This window comes from Pollutimonas harenae, assembly GCF_004153685.1.
Classification (GTDB): Bacteria; Pseudomonadota; Gammaproteobacteria; order Burkholderiales; family Burkholderiaceae_B; genus Pusillimonas_C; species Pusillimonas_C harenae.
The window spans coordinates 542,757-567,037 of sequence record NZ_SDQD01000002.1 but is presented as its reverse complement, the minus strand read 5'-3'; the positions used below and the strand labels follow the sequence as shown (position 1 = coordinate 567,037).

The window sequence follows — 24,281 nt, the reverse complement described above, 5'->3', positions numbered from 1 at the left end:
GCCAGTAAACCGCAACGCCGCGCCGCACAGCAATGCTGATCGACCCGCAAGTCCTGGAAGACACCCACACCAGCATCGAGCCCGATCGCGGCGGTCGTTTTTTTGGTTTGTTCAGGCGTAAGAAGAATCACCGCGCCCTGCTGAACAAGATCATCATCTGGATGTTCGGCCCCTTATTTCTGCTCTGGACCGTCGGCCTGGTCATTACCTATTTCATTGCCCAGAATATCGCTAATGCGCCGTACGATCGTGCATTGGCTGATCATTTGCGTTTGCTCAAGCACGAAGTGGAGCAGCAAAACATACTGAACGGCATACAGCTGAGCCCGTCCGCCATCACCATTTTGCAAGGCGACCCCTTGAACATGATTCACTGGGAAATCCGCGATGCCAACGGAAATTCGCTGGGCGGCAACGCCCACATACCCTTACCCGATAACTGGACCTACGAAGAAGACAAAATACGTCTGCGCAACGAAACCGTCGATAACCGCAGCATACGTGTCGCATATATCTGGGGCGGACAGGATCAGGGCGGCCTGCCTTTTCTGACCATCGTATCGCAATCAAACGAAATGCGTGCCACCCTCCAACAAGAGATCCTGACCGGCATGCTGACCCCGCAGCTGATTGTGTTGCCACTGGCAGCCCTGCTGGCAGGCCTTGGCCTGACACAAGGCCTGGAACCACTCAGCCTGCTGCAAGAACGCATACGTGCACGGCGTGCCAACGACATGTCACCCATCAGCGCCGATCTGGCGCCAGCCGAGATCGTGCCACTCATTGCGGCCATGAACAGCCTGCTTCAGCGCCTGGCGGCAACCAACGAAACCCAGCGACGCTTCGTGGCCAATGCCGCACATCAGCTCAAAACCCCACTGGCCGGCATGCGTACCCAGGCTGAGCTGGCCCTGCGTGAACGCAGCCCCGACAAGCTGAACGCCAGCCTGGAGCAAATGGTATTGGGCTCGGAGCGTGCTACCCGCCTGGTCAACCAACTGCTGACCCTGGCCAAAGCAGAAAGCGCGGAAAACCCCCACCTGATCATCTCAGACGATATCGAATTGAACGAGTTGGCCCGGACGCAAACCTCTGCATGGGTGGATATGGCCCTTGAAAAAGGGCTAGACCTCGGCTTCGAGCCAGCAGCCTATCCCGCCCAAATCCGTGGCGATCGCTTGATGCTTGCCGAATTGCTTAACAATCTCATCGAAAATGCCCTGCTGTACTGCCAGCCGAAGGGCTGGGTCACCGTGCGTGTCGGCGGCGATGCTCTCTCGGCCTATCTGGAAGTGGAAGACTGCGGCCCCGGAATTTCACTAGAAAATCGCGAGCGCGTATTCGACCGCTTCTTCCGAATCCTGGGCAGCGAAGCCGACGGTAGTGGATTGGGGCTCTCCATTGTCAAGGAAATTGCCGACCAGCACGACGGCATCATCAGCTTCATGCCCACCAGCACCCGTAATGGCGTCGCCGGCAGTACCTGCCTGCGCATCACCTTTAGCCGCATCGAGCGCGATCAAACGACCTGATATTCAATGTTTAGTTACAACCATCAAAGTCAACACATGACTCTGTCAGCTTGATGTCAGCCTGCCAACCTAAGGTTCATGAACAAACTGGCAGCAAGCCGGAAAAATCATCCGGGCACGCAAGTATCCGACACGGAGACATAATGGATAGCACGACAACGGTCATCAAGTCCGGCGCCGCGTCTAGAAACGCACCGATGGAAACTCATCGGGCAATGACCCCAGAAGAACGACGCGTCATATTCGCGTCGTCGCTCGGTACGGTATTCGAGTGGTACGACTTCTATCTTTATGGTTCGCTGGCTGCCATTATTGCCGCCCACTTCTTTTCGGGTGTCAATCCCACAGCCGGCTTCATTTTTGCACTGCTGGCCTTTGCCGCCGGCTTCGCAGTGCGCCCATTTGGCGCACTGGTCTTTGGCCGGCTGGGCGATCTGCTGGGTCGCAAATACACTTTCCTGATCACCATTCTGATCATGGGCATGTCGACTTTTCTGGTTGGCGTACTGCCCTCCTATGCATCCATAGGCATGGCTGCACCGGTCATCCTGATCGGCCTGCGCATGCTGCAAGGATTAGCGCTGGGTGGCGAATATGGCGGGGCGGCCACTTATGTGGCCGAACATGCCCCCCAGGACAGGCGTGGTTTTTACACCAGCTGGATTCAAACCACCGCCACCATGGGATTGTTTCTATCCCTGCTCGTGGTTCTGGGCATACGCAAGTCACTGGGCGAAGAAGCGTTCATGGACTGGGGCTGGCGTGTTCCCTTCCTGATTTCGGCTGTATTGCTGCTGATCTCGGTATGGATACGCATGCGGCTGAATGAATCCCCTGTTTTTCGCAAGATCAAGGCAGAAGGCACCTCGTCCAAGTCCCCTATCAAGGACTCCTTCGGTAAATGGAGCAATCTGAAAATTGTGTTGCTGGCTTTGTTTGGCCTCGCCGCTGGGCAAGCCGTCATCTGGTACACGGGCCAGTTCTATGCCTTGTTTTTCCTGACAAAAACCCTGGCGATAGAGCCTAACACCGCCAACATCATGCTGGCCATGGCTCTGCTGTTGGGCACGCCCTTTTTTGTTGTGTTTGGCGCCCTGTCAGACCGGATCGGGCGCAAGCCCATCATCATGGCGGGATGCCTGATCGCCATTGTTGCTTACTTCCCCATATTCAAGGGCTTGACTCACTTTGCCAACCCATCACTGGAAAGAGCCCAGGCATCAGCGCCAGTGACTGTCGTGGCCGACCCGGCCACATGCTCATTCCAATTCAATCCGGTGGGTGTTTCTTCGTTCAAAAGCTCGTGCGACATCCTTAAGGCCTTCATGGCCAGTAACTCTGTCAATTACACCAACGAAGCAGCGCCTGCGGGCAGCCTGGCGAAAGCCCGCATAGGCAGTGATGAGTTTGTTTCATTCGAAGGCCAGCACCTCAACAAGGCCAGCTTCGCCGCCCGCTCGCAAGAGCTCAAAAAGTCCCTGACCGATGCCATACGCAGTCATGGCTACCCGGCAAAAGCAGATCCATCTGAAATCAACTACATCATGATCGTGCTGCTGCTGACCTTGCTGGTCATTATGGTCACCATGGTATACGGGCCTATCGCCGCCATGCTGGTGGAAATGTTTCCCACACGGATCCGCTACACATCCATGAGCCTGCCATATCACATAGGCAACGGCTGGTTCGGTGGGTTTTTACCCCCTGTAGCCTTTGCCGTGGTGGCCGCCACAGGCAATATTTACGATGGCTTGTGGTACCCCATCATCATCACCTCGATTACCTTGTTCATAGGCGTCTTTTTCGTCAAGGAAACCAAAGACAACGACATCAACGCCTAGTGTGCCGCCTGCTTGGTTCGGACAGCACACCACGGCAGCGCCTGGTTTCAGGCTAACGTCAGGCAGGCCCCAGTAAACTGCAATCGTAGAAAGAGCTTTGTGTTTCCTATCGTCTGGCGTCTGATCCCCCGGCTCGACGATGGTGGCTCTTTTTATCACCCGTGTCGCGCCCCCGCGAGCTTTTTTAGTGCGGCACAGTGTGTCTTCAATGGCTCGGCGCTACGGCACCGGGCCGTTTTTTTTGCCGTGGCAAATAGGCTTACAATCAGCGCTCATTCATTTTTGCGACCCTGCACCGCCACGGTGCCTGGGCCCGCAGCATAGACTACTCGAGAAGACATCAGCATATGTGGTTCAAGAATCTCAGGATATTTCGCCTTGCCCCTTCATGGTCATGTACCGCCGACACACTGGAGGCAGCCCTTGAGCAGCAAGCCTTTCAGCCCAGCAGTAGCCGGGACATGCAAAGCTTGGGATGGGTCGCTCCACGCGAAGACAGCGGCCTGGTATACGGCCAGAATGGTCAATACCTGATCACACTCAGAGCCGACAAAAAGCTGTTGCCCACTACCGTCATCAACCAGTTCGCCAAAGCCCGCGCCCAAGATCTTGAAGAGCAGCAAGGCTTCAAGCCAGGCCGCAAACAAATGAAGGAAATCAAGGAACAGGTCACTGATGAGCTGCTCCCCAAAGCGTTCAGCGTATACCGCGACACCCGGGTCTGGCTGGACTTGAATAATCACTGGTTGGTCATCGACGCTGCCGCCGCAGCCAAGAGCGACGAGGTGCTGGGCCTACTGGCCAAGTCCATGGATACCTTGCCTGTCTCTCCGCTTTATGTCGAACAATCCCCTGCTTCGGCGATGACCAACTGGCTGATCAGCGACGAACCGCCCTCGGGTTTTTCAGTAGACCAGGACACCGAGTTGCGCTCTACCAGCGACAGTGGCGCCGCTGTACGCTATGTGCGTCAAAGCATCGAAATCGACGATGTACGCAAGCATGTTCAAGCAGGCAAGCAGTGCACGCGGCTGGCGCTGACCTGGAACGACCGCGTATCATTTGTGCTGACTGAAGGTCTGGACATCAAGCGGGTCAATCCGCTTGATGTATTGAAAGAAGGCCAAGACAGCAGCGCGCATAACGAAGCCGAGCAATTCGATTCGGACTTTGCCCTGATGACGGGTGAGCTTACGCTGCTGATTGCCAGCCTTGTGGACGCTCTGGGCGGCGAGAAGCAGGCCTGAGGCTTATCCGCCCCGCCAGCCTGCCCCAAAGCCTGTTAACCCTTAACAGGCTTAATCCATTCCATGGAATATGCTGTCGTCGGGGCCTATATGCGTGGGCGGACTCCATGTTACGTCCCGCAGCGAATGCTGCACAAGACTTTCAACACCCAACAGCACCGCAAAAATAGCCATGCGCACCGGGATACCGTTGTCGGTTTGGCGGAAGATAGCCAGGCGCGGATCATGGTTCAGATCTACGCTCAAGTCATTGGCTCCTTCTCGGCTGTCGCGCGGCAGAGGGTGCATGACAATGACATCAGGGCCACAGCATTGATCGACGATCGCCTTGTTGACCTGAAAATCAGGGGTATAACCTTCTAGTTCTTCGGCAGCAAAGCGCTCTTTTTGCACACGCGTTGCATAAATGACGTCGGCACCCTGCAAGCCTTGCTCCAGCGAATGGCTTTGCTCGATGACATGGCCGCGCGTGCTGACCTGATCTTGAATATAGTCGGGCATTTCCAGCCCGCGAGGTGACACCAGAGTGAACTTCAGGCCTCGATACAAGGACAGCAACTTGAGCAGCGAGTGTACGGTACGCCCATATTTCAGATCACCCACCAAGGCAATATGCGCGCCGTCCAGCAGCTTGCCCAGGCGTGAGAACTCGGTCAGGATGGTGTACAAGTCGAGCAAGGCCTGGCTGGGATGTTCACCAGGACCATCACCGCCATTGACCACCGGAATATTTGTCGCCCGTGCAAATTCAGCCACAGAACCTTTTTCAGGGTGACGGATCACCATGGCATCGACATAACCACTCATGACACGACTGGTGTCATAAATGGATTCGCCTTTGGCCATGGAAGAAAACGTAAAGCCGGTGGTGTCGCATACCGATCCACCCAGGCGACAAAACGCCGCGCCAAAGCTGACACGCGTACGGGTGCTGGCTTCAAAAAACAGATTTCCCAGCACTGCACCTTCGAGCACCCTTGATACCTTCTGGCGTCGGGCAATAGGCTGCATCTGGTCGGCAATGCGGAAAAGCTCCTCGACCGACTCGCGGCTGAACTGGTCCACAGACAACAACTGATGCTTGCCTTCGGCCGCAATTCGATTGCGTAGCGGGCCCGTCTGTGCGCTTTGCGCATATTTCTGCAGTAAACCCTCGTTTTCGACGATTTCTGTCACGAAGCGGTTGACGACCTCCGGCATGGCCCTGAACTCCTGCGAGCCCTCAGGCAACAGCCAGGTATCAAGCGCACGACGCTTGACGCCTATGCGTCCGGCAAAGACATCGCGCGTCAGATTCAGACGGCGCATGGCATCACGAAGAAACACCTGTTGCGAGACAGACATAGGAAACCCTTAATTTATATACGCAAAGCGTATATTTTATTTCCCATTCCAACAGATGACGAGCAATTTCTATAATCGCCGACAAAATACAACACATAAAAACGGCACCCGAAGGTGCCATTCGTTTTTACCACCGGGCTGTGCCCCAAGGTAACCCACCCCTGGAAGCAGAAAGCCCACTTAACGGGCAAAACCCTGAGGGGTTCTGTTATTGCGTGCCGCCAGTGCTGCTGGTATTACCGGTAGTGCTCGGCGTGGTACTTTGCGCACCCTCTGGTGGAGCCCCGGCGATGGCACGTGCGGCAGCCGTTGCATTTTGTTCAGTGCCTACCGCAAAGACCAGCTGGCCCGTGGTGACTGGCGACGAATAGCCAGGAGCTGCCAGCATGGTCCGGCCCACCACCAGCGCCAAACGCTTATTGGGGTGGTCGGTGGTTGCCTTGGCGACCTTGGCCTTACCCGCGTCATTCAATTCAAGCGCCAGCAAGCCTTCGCCATCTTTATTGGCACCAGCCTGTATGCCCGATAAATCGGCGCGTGTCACGATAGGTTGAGGATTGACGAAAAGCGATCCACCCTGAACATTGACGGAGGTCCAGCCCGACTGCTCTACTGTATCGGCCAGAAATACCGCAACCGGCGCACCTTGCTGCTGCGCCTGGATGCTGGTTTCTGGCTCGGGAGCGTTCGCAGTCTCGGTTGTCTTTTTGCCAGGCATGTTTTGGCATGCTGCCAGCAACACCAGACTGAGTGGCACGAGAATACGGCCTAACGTACCTACTGTTTTCATGAGAATCTCCCTTCAGTAATAATCAATTGGTCGATAGTTAAGTTTAACGGTGTCTTGAACAAAAGCTAAGTCAAAATCTGTCAACTTGTTCTGAACTATATTTGGCTTATTGTAACTGCCCCGCCCGAACCTTTATGCTGACCTGATCGAGTACGAGCCCTCGGTCATCCAACAGTCGAATAATGTGCTGACCAGGCCTTGGAGGCCATCGCAGACTGCTGCCCTGCCCCACCCATCGGCCAGCCACCTGCCAACTGACATGGTCAGCAGCTCCTGCCGCCACATTAGTGGCTTGCAAGCTGACAAGCTGGTTTGCCGCTGGAATATCCGGGTCCAAGGCCAGTATCGTATCATTGGCAGGCGTCAAAATTCTTGGCGAGCCCAAGCCAGGCAAAATATAGTCCTGCGCCAACCGCACCTGACTGATCGCCGTGTCTCTCAAAAAGAAGTCCTGGCGTTCGGGCTCGATATCGTCCTGAAAAACAACATGGCTGGCACTGACGGCGTCTGGCGCGGCGGGCTGAACACTATCATGCTCACGATGCAGATAGCTCATCAAGTCGTGCCAGATGGGGCCGGCCCCAGACACCCCTGACACATCGCGCATGCTGGCGCCGCCACTGTTACCCACCCATACCCCCACCGTATAACGGTCTGACCAACCCATGCACCAGTTATCACGCATATCCTTGCTAGTGCCTGTTTTGACCGCAGTCCAGAAAGGCGTGGACAAGGCACTGTCCAGACCGAACGTCCGGGCCCGTGCCTGTCGGTCCGACAAGATATCGCCCACAATCCAGGCGGCGCCCGGTTGCATCATCTGCTTCACGATGGGTGCAGCAGCCTGAGCGGTAAAACTGGGCGGCGAATACTGCCCCAGGTTGGCCAACGCGCGATAGGCATTGGTCAAGCTCAGCAAGGTCACATCGGCGCTGCCCAACGCCAGGCTATAACCATAAAAATCTCCACTTTGATCCAGGGGCAGCCCAAGGCGCAACAGCCGGCGAGCGAACGCATCCGGCGTCACCATCAGCAAGGTGCGCACAGCCGGAATATTCAAGGAAGATGCCAAGGCAGTGCGCACACTGACCCAGCCCGAAAAATGCCGATCATAGTTCTGGGGAATATATAGGCCGTTGCCGGTGGGCAGATTCAGGGGCTGGTCATTCAACAAAGACACCGTCGTGAGACGCTCTTGCTCGATGGCCTGCGCATAAAGAAAAGGCTTCAGGGTCGAACCGGCCTGTCGCAAGGCACGAGCATGGTCTACCCTTGATGCATCCGAGAGATCGCCCGATGAACCGACATAGGCCAGTACCTGGCCCGTACGATTGTCCAGCACCACCACAGCAGCATCACGCACACTTTGCATGCCCAACTCCTTGATGTGACGCGCTACGCTATGCAAGGCATAGCGCTGCAAGTCGGCATCCAGCGTTGTGTGCAGTGTGCCGCCCCCTGGCATAGGGGCCGTATCCTGTGCTTGTGCCATCCCAAGCCTGGCGTAGTGCGGCGCCATTCTTCGACTGTTGGCCCGCGGCCCGGCCGAACGCATCAGGGTCAGGGCGACAAAATCGCTTAAGCCCTTGCAGTCTTGCGGTGAACCCATATCACCCAATAAGGCACAGGCCCTCTGTACCAGCACCGGATGTGGTGCATTGGGTGCCCGCAGGAACACCGCCGCCAGGGCCGATTCGCGAGCATTCAGGCCACTGGGGTATTTTTGAAACAACACGCGCGACAAGGCATCCACACCAATCAGCTCACCACGGAACGCCGCAAGGTTGAGATACGCCTCCAGGATCTGGGTTTTGCTCCATTGCTCTTCAAGATACCTGGCCTGCCAGGCCTGGTCGATTTTCTGCATGACACTGCGTCCACCCGGACCACGACTATAGTGTTTGTCGATCAGGCCCAGCAACTGCATGCTCAGCGTCGAGGCACCGCGCCGCTGTCCGTGCACCAGATTGCCCCACGCTGCTGCCGCGATGGCTTGCCAGTCTACGCCAGCATGCTCATAAAAGCGGCGATCCTCCGACAAGATCACCGCCCGCTGCAACGCAACTGAAATATCGCTCAAGGCAACCCAGTCACCCCGTCTACCTTGAAAATCGATACGCACCCGATCCAGCAATTGGCCCGATCGATCCAGCACCAGAATATCTGAAGAGCGATAAGCCGCTTTCACCTCGCGATACGATGGTTCGGCCGACACCTGACCAGGCCCGGCCAGCAGCAAGCCCAAACCCAGCAGCAGAAGTCCCACGCAACGCCTCATCAGTCTCGCCCATCGCTCATGGCTTTGCTCCGTCCCGGACCTCCATGCTCGTCGGCCCGGCCAGCTCGCCATACACATCCGGCTGATACATGGCTTCGATACGCGTCGAAGGCAATTGGAATTGGCCTACAGTATTCAGGCGCACCGTATACTCCAGCGTCGATTTCCCCTTGGGCAGATAGTCGTAGTAGGCACGATAAGACTCAAAGCTGCGCTCGATGAAGCTCGGCCCGTACCAGCTGCTGCTGTTTTCTTCGGATCGGGTGGCGATACTGGAATCGCGGCCCAGACCGCCGCCCAGCACAGACGCTCCCGCAGGAATCGGGTCCGTCAGCACGACCCAGGTCATGGGCGACTTCGCATCAATGGTCAGCGTCACCCGATATACATCGCCCCTGGACCAGGCACCCGCTGCGGCTTGCGACACCGGCTTGACGCTACGATGCAGCACATAGCCCGCTGCGATATCCTGGGCCACGGGTACAGCCGCCAATGAGCGGACTGTTGCCCAGGCTCGCCCTTCTCCTTGCTGCGTCAGCACCAAGGTATCTGATGGCTCTCGACCCCAGGGCAAGAAGAACTCATGCGCTTTGACGCCATGATTTGCCTTGACGGCATTCCAGTCGAAAGTCTGTACTTCACCCTCTTGTGCCGTAGCAATACGCAACTGCCCCGAGAGCGGTTTACTTTCGTAATACCGAGAGAACTTTTCGATAGCCAGACTGCCCAGCAAGTTGGCTGTGGTCGTACGCCATGCACCATTGCGCTGCATGTTCAGCAAACCTTGAGCCATACGTGGCAAATCCTGCTCCCAGGCCGGTTGTCCCGCAGCATGCAACAACAAGCTGGCCTGGTTGGATGCACGCCCAGCCATCAGCCACCAATTATCGTTGTGCGCATCTTCGTTCAGGACCATCTCGGTGCCTCGGTCCAGCATACGCGCCAGGATGATCTGCCTGGCGCGCGTCAATTGCGCTTGCTGATCAGGAATGTCAGGCATACGTTGCAATAAGGCCATCCAGTTGATGACGGCAGACGTCGGCCAGCGGTCGGGAGTGATGGATATGCTGTCCAGCAAACGGGGCTGGAGTCGCTCATAGCGCGACAAGGCTTCGAGCGCCATCAATTTACGCGCATCCAGGTCTTGTACCGGCGACCAGCGGTGACGAACGAGCTTGCCTTGCACAAACGCCAGCAAGCCGCCTTGCATCGCTTGTCGGCTGGCTTCGGGGATGGCAAAGGGCAGGCCCAGGCTTTGCGCCTCGTGGCTGACGCTGAGCAAGTAAGCGGTAAGCACTTCGTTGCCATGAATGGTGCCCGGGAAGTAGGCAGCCAAGCCGTCCTCATCGAGATAATCAGGCAAGCGCCGCATGATTTCGTCCCAGTCAGACTGCTCGCGCAGGCCTATGGCCTTGGAGCTGACTTGCTCCAGGCAAGTGTAGGGATAAGCGGCAAACCATTGTTGTACGCCTGGCAGCCCTCCGGCCAGCGTGGACCGCAGCGATACTTGCAGGCCGCCACGAGGCAGGCCATTGGCGTCGGTCAGCGCACCCAAAGGCACGGACACCGGCAACGCCAGCTCCGGCTTATTGCCATCCAATGGCAGCAGTGTCGCCTGCCTTGCCCTGACTGGCACAGCAGGCAACAAGGTTTGCCGGAAAGACAAGGCATCGGAGGCTGCCGCAATAGATCCACCCTGCTCTTGCCGGAGCTGTTCTTGCGCAGACAAGGTCCAGTTCAAGATACTTGTTTCGCCCATGAGATTGCTTTCAGGCGCCTGGATATCCCAGCTTACGGTGCGGGCGGCACCAGCCGCCACCTCGACTTCTTGCACTGGCAAAGCCTCAGGCGGCACACCATTGCCTTCATAAGCAGCCTTTACCTGCAGATGCATGTCGCGTTGAGTGGAATTACGCAAGGTGACCGTTGCACGGTACTGATCCCCTTCGCGCGCCAAGGCTGGTAACCCTTCGATTACTTGCAAGTCTTGGGTGCTGACTATGCTTGCCTTACCCGTACCGAAACGGTCAGGGCCAAAATCGGCCACGGCCACCAATTGAAATTGCGTAATCGAATCATTAAGAGGCAACTTGACTACTGCCTTGCCATGCTCATCCAGCAGTATGGAAGGTTCCCACAGCAATAAGGTGTCGAGGAGCTCACGGGTCGGGCTTTTGCCCCCGCCACCGCCGGCAGGCAAGGCCTTGCGGCCATAGTGCCGCCGGCCAACTACTTGCATCTGTGCCGTGGCCGTTTCAACGCCATAGCTGCGCAGTTGACGCATGGCTGTCAGCAAGTCCCAGCTACGATTGGGAGCCAGCTCCAGTAAAGCCTGGTCAACCGCAGCAAAGGCCACAGTGCCATAGGCCGCAGGCTGCCCATCAGGCAACTTGACCTCTATGGCTACGCTGGCCTCGCCACGGACCTGATAGGTTTTTTTGTCCGGCTGAACACTGACAGCGAGCGTATTTTCGTGGTCGGAAACCCTGATTTCAGTCAGACCAAAACGGAATGACGGCTTGGCCAAATCCACAAATTGAGTGGCAGCCGTCTGATTCCCCCTGGCCTCGGAGTAGGCTCGATACCATTCCAGCGGCTGCCTCCATCCCTGGTCAAAAAAGGATTGCCAGGGCACGTCGTATTGGCGCCCACGCAGTGCCAGCACAGAAACGTACACATTAGGACCCCATTCGGCCTCTATAGGCAGCCTGATGGTGGGATCGCTGCCATGCAGCCGCACCACTCGCGTAGCCAGCACACCCTCGCGTTCGACCGCCACCAAGGCCGTGGCTTCACGGAAAGGCATACGCACCTGGAACTCTGCCGTTTCACCGGGCTTCCACTCTTTTTTGGCCGGAATGATATCGATGCGATCATCGTTCTCGCCGCCAAACCACAGGTCTCCGGCCCCTGTCACCCATAGCGAGGAAGCTGCAGCTGAGCTGCGGCCTTGTTCATCTTGTGCTGTGGCAATCAGCTCTATGGCGCCGGAATCTTGCAAGCTGACAGTGCATGCCAGTGCACCGTCCTGCCCGGTACGACCCGTGCATAATGTGCCCAGATCACGGGTTTCTGTGTGATTATCGTAGCTGTAAAAACCACCGACCATGCGCTTGCGAGTTGAGTAGGTGGTACGCGCCACAGCGGTGACCGTGATGGGAACATTGGCTTGCGGCCGGCCATCAAGCGACAGCGCCAGTACGCTGACGTGCGTGTCCTTCCCGGCTTCGACCCAACCGTCGGCCTTAAGCCCGGCTTGTACCGCGGCCGGCCATACTGGCACCGACTGAGCCAAGGTCTGGATTTGTCCGTTCGGATCCGAAAAGCTGGCTTCAAACAATAACGATCGTGCCCGCGTAAACGCTGGCAGGGAAGCCACGTTCAGACGTCCTCCCCCTTGTGCATCCAGCACCAAGGCCTGCTTATCCAGGAAAAGAGCCTGATTGTCAGTATCCGCTTTATCTTGCAGAGCGGCTTCATTGTCAGCAAACTCAGGTGCACTGAATGAATAGTCATCGTAATCCTGAAAGCTCGGCTGCCAGTCTTGCACCACACCTGAAATCCGGACGGGCAACTGCCCTGCAGGCCCACCCGATAGATAGGCCAGTTGCACATCGGCATCCAGGCTCTCGGGCGCCACCAGGAATGGCCGCCCTTGCCCATCACTGATTTTTAGGTTGCCCGTCAACAAAGGTAACTTGAATTCCTCGACACGGAACTCGCTGCTGCCATACCAGCGCCCCTCCTCGTCAGTCACACGCACCGAGTACTCACCCAAGCGCGCCGTCTCGGGGACGGCAAACTGGGCTATGGCAGACAAACCACCCGATGGGGTTTCTTGCCAATTCAAGGTTTGCTCATAGCGCTGGTCCGAACCCAGATGCTCGATCAGCAACTTGCCGGGCAGCATATCTGAAGCAGCCGGCAGAGCCAGACCATCACGCGTCTGCACACGCACAAAATGCTTCATCGAAACGGTTTCACCCGCTCTCAGCAAAGTACGATCAAACACCGTGTGCACCACCACAGTAGGCTCGGGCTGTGTATCGGTCGGCACATTAAAACGCCACGACTCTATGCCATCATTCCATTCAGACAAAACAAATGAAAAATCTGCCTTGCCGCCTGCCTGTGGATGATCCGCCGGGATGCGAGCCGCCACGTACAGGCCTCTCAAGCCCGTATCTTCGCAATAGTCAGGAGCATCCAGCGCCTGCTGATGATGCCAGATACCTTCTGAATCAGTCTTGCCCTGGGCAAGCAGTTTGCCGGAGCAATCCAGCACGGTAATGGATGCATCCGGCACCACCTTGCCCTCATCCAGCGTGGTAACCCACGCGAGCGTATCGTCGCGCCCTGTTTTGACATGCACCCCCAGATTGGTAAGCAGCACGGCACTGCGCACATACATAGGCTCTTGGGTTTCAAGCAAAGAATGGCCCAGCTTCGCAGACTCCACTTCCAATATATGAAGACCCGGCTCGGACAGCGGTACGCCAATGACCTCGAAGGGTCTTGGGTCGTCGGCATCCATGCCGGGCAAGCGCAAGCTACGCACATCGGACAAGCCCGCAAGCGCCGAGAAACCACGCGTATCCAGCATAGGCTGGTCTTCGGAACGCAACGCTTTCCCGGCCATCACATCCTTGAGCTGATTGCGCGTCAAACGCCGGTTCTCAAGGCGCTGCACCCGTGCATACCATTGCAACGTATCACGATCATTTTGTGTCACGTAATCATCTATAGTGCCCGTTGATATCAACATATCTTGTGTAGCCAGTGCCGCTTCAACATTGCGCACCGTAAGCGGCACGCTGGCCTGCGCCTTGGCTTTGTCGTGGCCAGGCCCAGCATCGGCAAAACGCTCAATAACACCGAAGGAACCTGAGGAAAACTTCACCAAAGGAGGAAAAGCCGCCGTACGAAACGACAAGGGAAACTGATCCGCATTGACCAGCACGCGCCCGGCATCGTCCTTCAATCCTTCAGGCAGGCTCAGGCGCATGTCAGCCTGCTCAGGGAATGCTGGGGAAAACTGAACACTCCACAGGCCATTTTGCTGACCAGCAGCATCATCAATATCTGGAGCCAGCGATGCGGACGGCGTCTGCAATCGTATCTGACGAGCGTCATCCGGAGACACTGGCGCTGAGAATTGAACCGATATGGGGGACACCGGCGTACAAGGCATGCTGGCGTTTTCGCGCATGCACGTAAAGCTTGCCTTGAAGGCTTCTCGTACCTTGAACTCGAACACTTCGGGCTTATTGCTGGCCAATGCCGTGCGGCCTTGCCGTGTGAGCGTAGCAACCCCCGGCCCTACGCTCAGCTCAACCGTGGCCTGGGCGGGCAAGCGCCGAGTGCATTGCAGTAGCTGGGTTGCCTCTGTATCCCAATCCTGGCTTTCGGAACGATCAATGACATCAAGAATCTGCTTGCGCGCATCACCGGTAATCAAACGCAGTGGCACCGCTTCGCCCAGGCCCTGAACCAGGCAGCGGGAATGCTTCAACAAACTGGCAGAATCGACCGCACCGTTGAATCGCAGGGCAAAAACCTGATCCTCGGCTATCGTGGAACCATACGGACGCATACTGGTAACGATAGGCCCGCCCGTCTGAAAACTGAAGCTGGTCTTGCCCGTTACGGGCTCGTTATTCAATGCCTGAAAAGACGGATCCAGCTCGGCCTTGCATGTCACACCCGGCCCGGGATTATCGGTAAAAACATAGGTCCAGCGCTTGCCATCCAGCCAGCGGCCGTTACCACTTAGTTCGGGATCATCGCACTCAATCCGTACGGGCGGCGGCGCCTGCCCATTGCCGAAGGCTATCACCGGCCTGTTAAAAGACAACTTGACGCTCTCTACCTTGGCGACCACCCCCCGGGGACTGAATTGAGTAATCTGTGCGCCCCAAGCCGTCGATACGCATATAGCACCTGCGAACGCTGCAATTCCTAGTTTATGCACGGCGGGCATCCTGATCTTGTCGCTCGTTGTCAACACGCGCCGCACGGAAAACCAGCGGCTCCTCCCTTTATTCCGGCCACAATACCATCGTTTAAATAAGGAGTCAGCCCTCTAAATAATGTGTAACATCGCACTGCTTGCGTATCCCCGGGCATTGCCATGCGCATGCCCTGTCCGGTGCATCGCTTGCATTCAACCTCGAGCACTTCGCAGCCAGGTCGAACCCCGAACGCTTTATGCTTTAATCCAGGGAGACCAACTGAGGAGACATTATGTTCAAAGCTGCTTCCATCGCGCTCTTGGCGCTACCTCTCACGATCTTCAGCCAGATCGGTAGCGCCGAACAAACAGACAAGCACCTGTATGCAGCTGCAAAAGCTGACCCAGCCTTGTCTGCCGAGTTCGAGCGGGTCATGATGCCATTTTCCTCAAACTCTCCTTGGGTGAAATCCTTCGGCACCACAGCACCGGCCACCACTGAAACGGTGGATGGGCAGACCTACGACGTCTACTGGGGCTGCAAGCCTCACGATTGCATCACCGAAAGCTATGTGGTGATGTACAAGCAGAGCACGAAAAAAATTACGGCAGGTGCGTTTCTTCAAAACAGCTATGACGGTCCGAATCTCACGAAAAGCCGCATCACATGGATGGAAAAGACCGATACCGACTCAGCACGTGCGCTGGGCAAGTACCTGTATTAACTCACCAAGTCCAGGATAAGGAAGATGGATCCCAACGAGAAAGCTGAAATAGCAGGAAAACTGCTGGCTATGGAAACCACGCTAGGGATATTGCTATCCTTGGTAATGCGCGATCGCGACGAGCCAGAGAGCAGGATCAATAGGTTGATGGATGCAATAGCTGATGAATTCGAAGAAACAGCCAACGAAGATATCGACACCCCCGAAGATTATCTGGAAGCTATGGTTGAAGCACACGGCGAGACAGTCGAAGTCATTAAATCGGTCGCCATCGGGATGCTGCCGAATCGGAACGAGGACGGCACCTCTTAGTTTTTGTTGACAGCGCAAAAGAAAAGCGGGCTTCCAATTTCTTGGAAACCCGCTTAAATACTGGTGCCCCCCCGCAGAGTCGAACTGCGCACCAACGGATTATGAGTCCGCTGCTCTAACCAGGCATGAGCTAGAGGGGCGTATCGCTCAAAGTCGCTTTTAGCGTATTGCTCGATAGCCCGCAATTATTACATAAACCAGAAAACCTTGCCTAGTGCCAGGCTCAGACCACGCCATCATCAGCCATCCGCAGCAAGGCTTCCAGCTCTGCTTCGTCAAAACCCGCTGCCCGCCGGGCTTCAAGATTGAAAGGGCCACGCAGCCGCGGCGCCTGATACTGCCTGGCCAGCTCCCCATAGCTGCTTACACTATCGCGTTGCTGCTGCGCGCATAGCCATTTGTACCAATAATTGCCGATCGCCACATGGCCCACCTCATCACGCAGGATGATGTCCAATATTGCAGCGCTTTCCTGATCACCCGCCTGCGCAAGCTTATGACGGATTGCCGGCGAAACATCCAGCCCGCGCGCTTCTAAGGTGCGCGGCACCAGCGCCAGCCGGGCCAATAGATTTTCCTGGGTTTTCTCTGCCATCTCCCACAATCCATTGTGGGCAGAAAAGTCCCCGTAGACATGGCCTAATGCCTGCAAGCGGCGCGAGAGCAGGTCAAAGTGCGTAGCTTCCTCGATCGCCACCTTGCACCAATCCCGGTAAAACGCTTCTGGCAAGCCAGGAAAACGCCATAGGACATCCAGAGCCAGGTTAATGGCATTGAACTCAATATGGGCCAACGCGTGCAGCAATGCAGCACGGCCCGCTACTGTAGACATCGCTCTTCGCGGTACCGACGCAGGAGCAACAAGCTCCGGACGCACAGGCCTGCCCGGTATGCCAGGCAGCCTGTCCAGATGAATATCGGTATTAATGCTGGTCGAATCACGCATGGCCCAGACGGCCGCACATTTGGCGTCAGGGTCCTGTAATGCCAAGGCATGGCGCGCCTGCAGACGTATTTCGGTTTGTATGTCAGTTGTCTTGATCATCATGCTGCGGGTTGCATATTCGGATGGCGCTGAAAGAACACCGCAAGCGGTATGCTCAACACGATAACCATGATGCAAAATATCCGTACCGCCACATCCATACCCCAATGGTCGGCAATCCAGCCCACACCCATCATGGGTATCATGCTGCCGATATATCCGATCACCAAATAGCTTGCCATCATACCGGAACGATTGCTGGGCGTAGCAAGTCGATTGACCATGCTCATGCCTGCAAGCATGGACATGCCGTGCCCTATTGCTGTCAGCAACACGCCCGATCCAAACAGAATGGCAGAACTTGCCCATAGATTAAGCATCAGCAAGCCATTACTCAACGCCAGGCTGATCAATCCGACAGCTCCACACCAGTGTATCGGCAAACGCCCGGCCGCTATCTGGACTATCGCCGAGGCAAATAGTATCAATGCAATAGCGGTACCACTGACTACAGGCCCATGCCAGGGCACCAGTTTATCCAGGAACAAAGGAGCCATGGATGCGTACAGGCCGAACACGCCAAAAGCCAGAAACGGCAAGCAGCAAGTCAGCACAAAAGCCCTGGATGTAGCTCGGCCAGGCCATGTCAGCTTAGGCAAGACGTCGCGCCAGCCGACAGGCTCCATCACGCTTGCAGCTTGTGGCAAGGTCAGCCGGAACAAAGCCGTCAGGCCCAGGATGCCCAGCAACAGGGTCGGTATATAAGTCGTGACCAAAGGAGCAGACGCCCATTGGCCTGTGATACCACCCAGCAACGGCCCCAAGCCGAATCCAAAGGCCATCAGAAAGCCTGTCATCATTGCAACCCGCTGCATATTGCCCGACGAGGACAGCTTGGACAAACCCAAGGTAGAGCTGGTCGTCAGCATGCTCGAAGCGATGCCCACAATAAAGCGCCCTATGCTCAAGACCACCATGTCTGACGAGACCATGCTGATGAACGTACCCAGCAAGACCAGAGCCAAGCCGCACTGCATCATGGGACGAAAACCGACACGATCAGGCAAGCGTCCCAAGAACAGCAGCCCACACAAGGCCCCTGCCATGTATATGACATAAATAAACGAAATATCGCTTGCCTGCAGTTGCCATGCCTCTTGGTAGAGTGCGTACAAGGGGCTGATCAGCGCGGTGCCCATGACGCCGACAATCATGGCAAAACTCACCCAGGCGTAGGATGATACGTTGAGTTTCATGGTGTCATGGATGCGTGGCATTTGGTTTGGATGCCACGCATTCTACTACGGGTTTACCCGCAAAACGTCACGTGCGCGACGCAGGCACAGCGCTTGTGGGGTTTCGAGACACAGTCAGCAAAGCGCACCTTCTCATCTTGCAGACGTAAAGGCAGCTCACCAGCCACGCACCCTCGCGGCCGATGCACGATTCAGCCGTTTTGCCTCTTCTTCTGCATATTCTTCTTCATTCGGCTCATACTGGCCTTCGTACATGCAACTGCTGCGACTCCAGGTGCACTCATTGCTGCGGCTCGCGCTTCTGTCTTCGTCTCCGAAACCGAGCATGGAACAGCCGGAAACCTGTGCGGCAAGAAACAGTGCTAGGCCGCATAGGCTTAACCTTTGAACAGACATTTTTTTCCCGATCTCAGAAACTGACAACAAACAATTTATAGCAGATTCCCACTTAAGCACGGGCACGAAAAACGCGCTGGTATCAAATGGATGCAAAGCCAACATCTCGACATCAAACTAAGCAGCAGGCTTGGTTGATTTTCAGTTTCGTTGTCTATTGTCAGGAGCATCGCCGATTGTTTTGTGCGATGTATTTCAGATGGTCTAATCAAGCAATGCGGTTCCCGAACCCAAGGCACCAAGTCGAAGAATATTTCTTAGGTTCTCACTCATCAGTTTGCTGATCACTGCAGAAGCTTCTGCATTTTTCGGGTTGGCCAGGGAGGTCAGCAAGCGTTCTATATCGCCATCGGTCAGTACAACCTGGAGTTGTTCAGAGCTTCCCTTTCCATCGGGTACCCATGCCGTGACTTGTGCGATTAATTTCCCTCGTTCGTCGATCTGTATTTCAGGCACTCCAGGCAGTCGCGCCCGCAATTCGCCCAACTTTCCTTCTGATGACTGTTCTGTTTTCATTATTTTCATGCTGTTTCTCCAGGCAATTTAACGCATCTGTGGATTCTATGCTCGTCGAGCCGCAAAATCCCTCAAGGTAAACCATGATGACTCTGTTCCGACCAAGCGGCAATCATTGGCAAACGCTCACAGTTTGAATTTCAGGAAGTGCAGGACCAGGGCCATGCCGCCGATCGCACCCATCACTGAAACCAACACATACACCAGTGCAGCCAACCACTGTCCTCTATGAAGCAAGGTCATGCTTTCCAGGGAGAACGTAGAGAAGGTTGTAAACCCACCCAATACGCCAGTTGCCAGAAATAACTGAATATGCCGCGGAAGCGCGCCGTGCTGGGACATCAGCACGACCAGCAAACCCATGAGCAATGAACCCAGGACGTTGATAAGCAGCGTGCCTAAGGGAAACCCGCTGGGGCCCACCGTTTTCAGAAAGGCAAGGTTGACCCCGTAGCGCGCCATGCCGCCCAGGCCTGCCCCCAGAAACACGAATAAATAGCCCATTCTTTCTCCTTATATTTCCTGCTGCATACCCATTTCCACCACTCGATTCGGAGGGATCTTGTAGAACCGGGTACTGCGTGTGGCATTGCGTGCCATGAAGGCAAATATCCGACGCTGAAAGCGCGCTATAAGCGGTAATTTCCGTACAACCAGCACCGTCTGGCGCGACATGAAAAATGAAATCTGCAATGGTTCAAGATTGATTTCAGGCATGTCTTGCGCCAGTTGTTCGAGCATCTGCGGTACATTGGGTTCTTGTTTAAAACCCCAGGTTGCCTGGACTTGCCAGCTGGAATGGTTCAGACGCTCGATCTCGTAGCGCTCATGAAACGGAACATAAGGCACTCGGGCTGTCTGGACGGTCACAAACAGCACCTGCTCATGCAGTACCTTGTTATGCTTGAGATTATGCAATAGGGCCGGTGGCACGGTGCCGTAAAGCATGCTCATGAACACGGCCGTCCCTGGTACTTTTACTGGCGGATAGTCTTCCAGGCTTTGCATGAATTCGGCCAGCGAATGTTGCTCTTCAGACAGCGCCTCGTGCAGTTTTTCACGGCCAAGATTCCAGGTAATCATCAAAGTGAATATGGCCAGCCCTATGCCTAAAGGCAACCAGCCCCCCTCGAACACTTTCAGGGTGTTGGACGAGAACAGCAAAACATCGATCACCAGGAATACCGTCAGGCTGACCAACCATATCAGACGCCTGAAACCGGACGATTGCAGCGGCAGCACCCGGAAAGCCAGCAAAGAGGTCATAAGCATGGTGCCGGTAACGGCAAAACCATAAGCATGAGCCAGACGGTCTGCTGAACCAAACCCTATGACCAGCAGCATGACCGCAAGAAAGAGCAAGAAATTCACACGCGGCAGATAAATCTGTCCTTCTGTACTGGCGGAAGTATGTTCGATTTGCATGCGCGGCCAGTATCCCAGCTGAACAGCCTGGCGGGTCAGGGAAAACGCACCAGAAATCACGGCTTGCGACGCAATAATTGCCGCTATGGCCGCCAGCACGATCAGGGGCAGCAACATGAAATCAGGTGCCAACAGGAAAAATGGATTTTTGATGGCAGCAGGATCACGCAGCAGCAATGCTCCTTGTCCAAGATAAGCGAAAGCCAGGCATGGCATGACCAAGCCAAACCAGACTCGTCGGATGGCGCTGCGGCCGAAGTGCCCCATATCGACATAAAGCGCTTCGGCTCCCGTCACAGCCAGGACAATAGCCCCCAGCAACAGAAACACTTCCCAGGGAGCTTCGGCGATGAACTGAACGGCCCAAACAGGATTGAGTGCCTGGAGCACTTGAGGTGTTTGCACGATACGCCACAAGCCCAGCGCACCAATGACAACAAACCAGAGGGCCATGACGGGGCCGAACAATTTGCCCATGGCGCCTGTGCCATAGGATTGGATAGCAAATAGACAGGCCAGTATGAGGAGCGACAACGGGACCACCCAGCCTTCGAGTGTATGGGAGACAACCCCAAGACCCTCGACCGCAGACATGACCGATATGGCAGGCGTAATAACACTGTCGCCGTAAAAAAGGGAGGCACCAATAAGCCCGAAAGTGGTGTAGATCCATTTCCGCCTGCCCTGGAGCTTGGCTTTCGCCAACTCCATGAGTGCCAGGACACCGCCCTCGCCCTGATTATCGGCGCGCATAATGCAAACCACATATTTGATAGAGACAACAAGAGTCAAAAGCCAGATCAGCAACGAGAGCACCCCGAGTATGTGCTGCTCATTCAAGGAGGCAAACCCCGAGAGAGAAACCTTGACGGCATACAGCGGACTGGTCCCTATGTCTCCAAAAACGACTCCTAATGCACCAAGCAGCACCGCTGCGCCGGGCCGCAGCTTCTCGGGATGGCTGAGGTGTTTGCTTTCAAGGCTGCTCATGAGTATTTTGATTTAAGACTGGCTGAATGCCGAGAATAGCGATTATCCACCGATTGGTGCATCGCAGCAAACTCTGACAGTAAATTCGCCGGCATATGATATTTTTACTTTTCGAGTCGTGCGACCACAGCCAGAACGAATAGTGCAATCAGTGTGCTTGCCACGGCAGTCGCTTCTCTTCCGTAACCTGCAGCGACACCCACCGCAGCAGCAACCCAGATACTTGCGGCAGTGGTCAAACCTTTAACGTCGTGCCCCTGCTTGAGTATGGCTCCAGCACCCAGAAAGCCGATGCCTGAAATAATGCCTTGCATGACACGGCTGACTTCCGGCGCGTCCATCCCCGCAGTAACCGGGACCAATACGAATATGGCGGCACCCAGCGATACCAGCATATGGGTGCGCAATCCGGCGTCCTTGCCGCGCAACTCGCGTTCAAAGCCGATCACGGCACCTAGAATAGTCGCCATAAACAAGCGTACTGCAACGACGGTTGCTTCGTGTATATCGGCAATGTCGGAAAACTCACCTGCAATGGTTTGCCAAATATCCGCCATCATGACATGGTTCGCCTCAAAAGCCCGGTAAATAAGCTTAGCAGGAAATCAGTACACTAACTGCTTTCTTGCACAAACAATAATACGAAAACAGTCAGGATATCCGTGAGCAACTGGTTCAGAATTTCGCATATTTCCGCCGGCTTTATTGCCGTTCTTGTCGGCTACACCAGTTCGGTAGCCATTATCTTTCAGGCAGCTCAGGCGGCGGGTGCCACATCTGCCGAACTCAGCTCATGGATGTGGGCGCTGGGCATAGGCATGGGTACAAGCTGCATAGGCCTGTCATTGCGCTATCGCAGCCCTGTGCTGACAGCTTGGTCCACACCTGGCGCAGCCCTGCTGGTTACCAGCCTGCAAGGCCTGAGCATGAATCAGGCCATAGGTGTATTTCTGTTTTCGTCCTTGCTGATCACCTTGGGCGGTGTGACAGGCTGGTTTCAAAAGCTCATGCAGCATATGCCCAGACATATCGCTGCCGCCATGCTCGCAGGGATATTGATCCGCTTTGGTATGGATTTGTTCATCGCCATGCAGACTCAGTGGCTGATGGTCGGGCTTATGTTCCTGACATTCGTTCTTGCCCGTATATGGCTGCCACGCTATACCGTACCGCTCGCACTGGCTGTAGGAGTTATGAGCGCTGGCACCCTGGGCCTGTTGCACCTGGAGGCCTTGAGTTGGGCGCCTGCACGGCCCTTGTTCATGATGCCCGAGTTTTCGCTGTCAGCCATGATCGGCGTGGGCATCCCCTTGTTCATCGTCACCATGACTTCGCAAAATGTTCCCGGGCTGGCCGTGTTACGAGCCAATGGCTACAACACGCCCGCTTCACCCCTGATCAGCTGGACCGGTGGCATAGGCCTGTTGCTGGGGCCATTTGGTGGATTTTCGTTCAATCTGGCTGCCATTACGGCTGCTATATGCATGAGCCCGGATGCTGACCCCGATCCCGACAAGCGTTATGGTGCAGCCGTATGGGCCGGTATATTTTATGTAGTCACAGGAATTTTTGGCGCCACGGTTGTCAGCCTGTTCAGCGCGTTTCCTGGTGAACTGGTTGCAGCCATCGCAGGTCTTGCCCTGCTGGGCACTATCGCCAACAGCCTGGCCGGTGCACTACAGGACGAGCAAGGCCGCGAAGCGGCTATCGTGACCTTCATATGCACTGCATCTGGCCTGAGCTTCATGGGTATAGGTAGTGCCTTCTGGGGTTTGGTATTTGGCCTGGCTGTGCATGCGTTTACAGAACGCCGGGCCTGAGGCCCTACCCACCCATCGCACGAACGACAATGCCTTTTTCTTGCAGCGCCTTGCGTATGGCCTGCGCAAACATAGCGGCACCTGGCTGATCACCGTGGATACACAATGTGTCTGCCTGAACCGGTATTTCGTGGGATTGCTGGGTTACTACCCTGCCATCGAGAACCATGCGCAGAACCTGTTGTATGGACTGCTGGGGATCTTCGATCATGGCATCAGGCTGCTTGCGCGATGTCAGCGAACCATCCTGTTGGTAGGTTCGGTCGGCAAAAACCTCTTGGGCAACGGTCAGGCCAACATCGTTTCCTGCCTGCACCAGCTCGCTGGCGGCCAAAGCATATAAAACCAGCGATGCATTCACATCGTACACAGCCTGTGCAATAGCCAATGCAAGCGGGCGGTTTTTTGCTGCCATGTTGTACAGGGCACCATGCGCTTTGACATGATGCAAACGGCCGCCCTGACTGGCAGCCACTGCTGCCAAGGCACCTATCTGCACAACCACCATATCATAGGCATTTTCAGGACTGATATCCATAGTGCGGCGACCAAACCCCACCAGGTCTGGCAAGCCTGGGTGCGCCCCGAGGGCCACACCATGCTTGATGGCCGCTGCTACAGTCTGCCGCATGACGGCGGGGTCGCCCGCATGGTAGCCGCAAGCTATATTGGCTGAAGTGACGTAAGGCAGGATTTCATTATCCAGACCCATTTTCCATGCACCAAAGCTTTCGCCCATATCGCAGTTCAGATCGATTGAAAGAGTCATGGTATGTCTCGTTATGGTTGTGCTGCCGCCATTGAGCGGCAAATATGTCAGTCTTGAATAATAATCCATAAGACGGCTGGCGCTAGTCTCATACCTGAGGTCCAT

The 24,281-nt window shown here is 55.7% G+C and carries 18 protein-coding genes and 1 tRNA gene; 6 read left to right on the top strand and 13 right to left on the bottom strand.

Annotation, left to right across the window (positions count from 1 at the left end; translation table 11 throughout):
* Positions 1 to 32: 32 nt before the first annotated feature.
* The 3 genes from ERD84_RS09475 (at position 33) to ERD84_RS09465 (ending at position 4,620) form a co-directional block, all read left to right on the top strand.
* Entirely contained in the window at positions 33 to 1,532 is a 1,500-nt protein-coding gene (locus tag ERD84_RS09475) for a sensor histidine kinase (RefSeq protein WP_130039369.1), read from the top strand.
* A gap of 215 nt (positions 1,533 to 1,747) precedes the next feature.
* Positions 1,748 to 3,373, top strand: coding sequence for an MFS transporter (locus ERD84_RS09470; RefSeq protein WP_167667434.1), 1,626 nt, complete (start codon positions 1,748 to 1,750; stop codon positions 3,371 to 3,373).
* A gap of 347 nt (positions 3,374 to 3,720) precedes the next feature.
* On the top strand, positions 3,721 to 4,620 hold the full coding sequence (locus ERD84_RS09465) for a recombination-associated protein RdgC (RefSeq protein ID WP_130039368.1): 900 nt from the start codon (positions 3,721 to 3,723) through the stop codon (positions 4,618 to 4,620).
* Positions 4,621 to 4,671: 51 nt separating this feature from the next.
* On the opposite strand, the gene ERD84_RS09460 is transcribed toward ERD84_RS09465, so the two are convergent.
* The 4 genes from ERD84_RS09460 to ERD84_RS09445 all read right to left on the bottom strand — a co-directional run bounded on the left by ERD84_RS09460 (position 4,672) and on the right by ERD84_RS09445 (position 15,003).
* Entirely contained in the window at positions 4,672 to 5,964 is a 1,293-nt protein-coding gene (locus ERD84_RS09460; protein ID WP_130039367.1) for an aspartate carbamoyltransferase, read from the bottom strand.
* A gap of 208 nt (positions 5,965 to 6,172) precedes the next feature.
* Positions 6,173 to 6,754: a SecDF P1 head subdomain-containing protein gene (locus ERD84_RS09455; protein WP_130039366.1), complete on the bottom strand. Its 582-nt coding sequence runs from the start codon at positions 6,752 to 6,754 to the stop codon at positions 6,173 to 6,175.
* A 106-nt stretch (positions 6,755 to 6,860) separates the two neighbouring features.
* A complete protein-coding gene (gene pbpC, locus ERD84_RS09450; RefSeq protein WP_130039365.1) occupies positions 6,861 to 9,032 on the bottom strand; it encodes a penicillin-binding protein 1C in 2,172 nt (723 codons plus the stop codon).
* Positions 9,033 to 9,048: 16 nt separating this feature from the next.
* Positions 9,049 to 15,003 carry an alpha-2-macroglobulin family protein gene (locus tag ERD84_RS09445; RefSeq protein ID WP_245150659.1) on the bottom strand — a complete coding sequence of 1,985 codons (5,955 nt, stop codon included), beginning with the start codon at positions 15,001 to 15,003 and terminating at the stop codon, positions 9,049 to 9,051.
* Positions 15,004 to 15,275: 272 nt separating this feature from the next.
* Here ERD84_RS09445 and ERD84_RS09440 point away from each other — a divergent pair, with 272 nt between their 5' ends.
* Complete coding sequence (locus ERD84_RS09440; protein WP_130039364.1) at positions 15,276 to 15,707, top strand: Ivy family c-type lysozyme inhibitor; 432 nt, start codon at positions 15,276 to 15,278, stop codon at positions 15,705 to 15,707.
* A gap of 24 nt (positions 15,708 to 15,731) precedes the next feature.
* Positions 15,732 to 16,019 carry a hypothetical protein gene (locus tag ERD84_RS09435; protein ID WP_130039363.1) on the top strand — a complete coding sequence of 96 codons (288 nt, stop codon included), beginning with the start codon at positions 15,732 to 15,734 and terminating at the stop codon, positions 16,017 to 16,019.
* 61 nt (positions 16,020 to 16,080) lie between these two features.
* Here the strand turns inward: ERD84_RS09435 and ERD84_RS09430 are convergent.
* From ERD84_RS09430 to ERD84_RS09395, 8 genes are all read right to left on the bottom strand, one after another.
* Positions 16,081 to 16,159 (bottom strand) — tRNA-Ile (locus tag ERD84_RS09430).
* Positions 16,160 to 16,242: 83 nt separating this feature from the next.
* Positions 16,243 to 17,067 carry a ferritin-like domain-containing protein gene (locus tag ERD84_RS09425; protein WP_180001931.1) on the bottom strand — a complete coding sequence of 275 codons (825 nt, stop codon included), beginning with the start codon at positions 17,065 to 17,067 and terminating at the stop codon, positions 16,243 to 16,245.
* The gene (locus ERD84_RS09420; RefSeq protein ID WP_130039362.1) at positions 17,064 to 18,260 is read right to left on the bottom strand and encodes an MFS transporter; all 1,197 of its coding nucleotides are present in this window, start codon (positions 18,258 to 18,260) and stop codon (positions 17,064 to 17,066) included. Before ERD84_RS09420 ends, ERD84_RS09425 begins: the two co-directional genes overlap by 4 nt.
* Before the next feature lie 156 nt (positions 18,261 to 18,416).
* On the bottom strand, positions 18,417 to 18,761 hold the full coding sequence (locus ERD84_RS09415; RefSeq protein ID WP_371743162.1) for a hypothetical protein: 345 nt from the start codon (positions 18,759 to 18,761) through the stop codon (positions 18,417 to 18,419).
* Between the two features lie 99 nt (positions 18,762 to 18,860).
* Positions 18,861 to 19,181: a hypothetical protein gene (locus tag ERD84_RS09410; RefSeq protein WP_130039361.1), complete on the bottom strand. Its 321-nt coding sequence runs from the start codon at positions 19,179 to 19,181 to the stop codon at positions 18,861 to 18,863.
* Positions 19,182 to 19,298: 117 nt separating this feature from the next.
* The gene (crcB, locus tag ERD84_RS09405) at positions 19,299 to 19,676 is read right to left on the bottom strand and encodes a fluoride efflux transporter CrcB (RefSeq protein ID WP_130039360.1); all 378 of its coding nucleotides are present in this window, start codon (positions 19,674 to 19,676) and stop codon (positions 19,299 to 19,301) included.
* Between the two features lie 9 nt (positions 19,677 to 19,685).
* Complete coding sequence (locus ERD84_RS09400; RefSeq protein ID WP_130039359.1) at positions 19,686 to 21,587, bottom strand: potassium transporter Kup; 1,902 nt, start codon at positions 21,585 to 21,587, stop codon at positions 19,686 to 19,688.
* Positions 21,588 to 21,691: 104 nt separating this feature from the next.
* Positions 21,692 to 22,147, bottom strand: coding sequence for an MgtC/SapB family protein (locus tag ERD84_RS09395; RefSeq protein ID WP_371743161.1), 456 nt, complete (start codon positions 22,145 to 22,147; stop codon positions 21,692 to 21,694).
* A 102-nt stretch (positions 22,148 to 22,249) separates the two neighbouring features.
* On the opposite strand from ERD84_RS09395, the gene ERD84_RS09390 reads away from it, so the two are divergent.
* A complete protein-coding gene (locus tag ERD84_RS09390; protein ID WP_130039358.1) occupies positions 22,250 to 23,407 on the top strand; it encodes a benzoate/H(+) symporter BenE family transporter in 1,158 nt (385 codons plus the stop codon).
* Between the two features lie 4 nt (positions 23,408 to 23,411).
* Here ERD84_RS09390 and ERD84_RS09385 read toward each other — a convergent pair whose 3' ends face one another.
* Positions 23,412 to 24,176 carry a LamB/YcsF family protein gene (locus ERD84_RS09385; RefSeq protein ID WP_130039357.1) on the bottom strand — a complete coding sequence of 255 codons (765 nt, stop codon included), beginning with the start codon at positions 24,174 to 24,176 and terminating at the stop codon, positions 23,412 to 23,414.
* Positions 24,177 to 24,281 lie beyond the last annotated feature (105 nt).

Bases quoted from the DNA above. Each gene is read 5' to 3' on its own strand.
- ERD84_RS09475 (WP_130039369.1), top strand. From the start codon at position 33: ATGCTGATCGACCCGCAAGTCCTGGAAGACACCCACACCAGCATCGAG.
- ERD84_RS09470 (WP_167667434.1), top strand. From the start codon at position 1,748: ATGACCCCAGAAGAACGACGCGTCATATTCGCGTCGTCGCTCGGTACG.
- ERD84_RS09465 (WP_130039368.1), top strand. From the start codon at position 3,721: ATGTGGTTCAAGAATCTCAGGATATTTCGCCTTGCCCCTTCATGGTCA.
- ERD84_RS09460 (WP_130039367.1), bottom strand. From the start codon at position 5,964: ATGTCTGTCTCGCAACAGGTGTTTCTTCGTGATGCCATGCGCCGTCTG.
- ERD84_RS09455 (WP_130039366.1), bottom strand. From the start codon at position 6,754: ATGAAAACAGTAGGTACGTTAGGCCGTATTCTCGTGCCACTCAGTCTG.
- pbpC (WP_130039365.1), bottom strand. From the start codon at position 9,032: ATGAGGCGTTGCGTGGGACTTCTGCTGCTGGGTTTGGGCTTGCTGCTG.
- ERD84_RS09440 (WP_130039364.1), top strand. From the start codon at position 15,276: ATGTTCAAAGCTGCTTCCATCGCGCTCTTGGCGCTACCTCTCACGATC.
- ERD84_RS09435 (WP_130039363.1), top strand. From the start codon at position 15,732: ATGGATCCCAACGAGAAAGCTGAAATAGCAGGAAAACTGCTGGCTATG.
- ERD84_RS09425 (WP_180001931.1), bottom strand. From the start codon at position 17,067: ATGATGATCAAGACAACTGACATACAAACCGAAATACGTCTGCAGGCG.
- ERD84_RS09420 (WP_130039362.1), bottom strand. From the start codon at position 18,260: ATGAAACTCAACGTATCATCCTACGCCTGGGTGAGTTTTGCCATGATT.
- ERD84_RS09415 (WP_371743162.1), bottom strand. From the start codon at position 18,761: ATGTTGGCTTTGCATCCATTTGATACCAGCGCGTTTTTCGTGCCCGTG.
- ERD84_RS09410 (WP_130039361.1), bottom strand. From the start codon at position 19,181: ATGAAAATAATGAAAACAGAACAGTCATCAGAAGGAAAGTTGGGCGAA.
- crcB (WP_130039360.1), bottom strand. From the start codon at position 19,676: ATGGGCTATTTATTCGTGTTTCTGGGGGCAGGCCTGGGCGGCATGGCG.
- ERD84_RS09400 (WP_130039359.1), bottom strand. From the start codon at position 21,587: ATGAGCAGCCTTGAAAGCAAACACCTCAGCCATCCCGAGAAGCTGCGG.
- ERD84_RS09395 (WP_371743161.1), bottom strand. From the start codon at position 22,147: ATGATGGCGGATATTTGGCAAACCATTGCAGGTGAGTTTTCCGACATT.
- ERD84_RS09385 (WP_130039357.1), bottom strand. From the start codon at position 24,176: ATGACTCTTTCAATCGATCTGAACTGCGATATGGGCGAAAGCTTTGGT.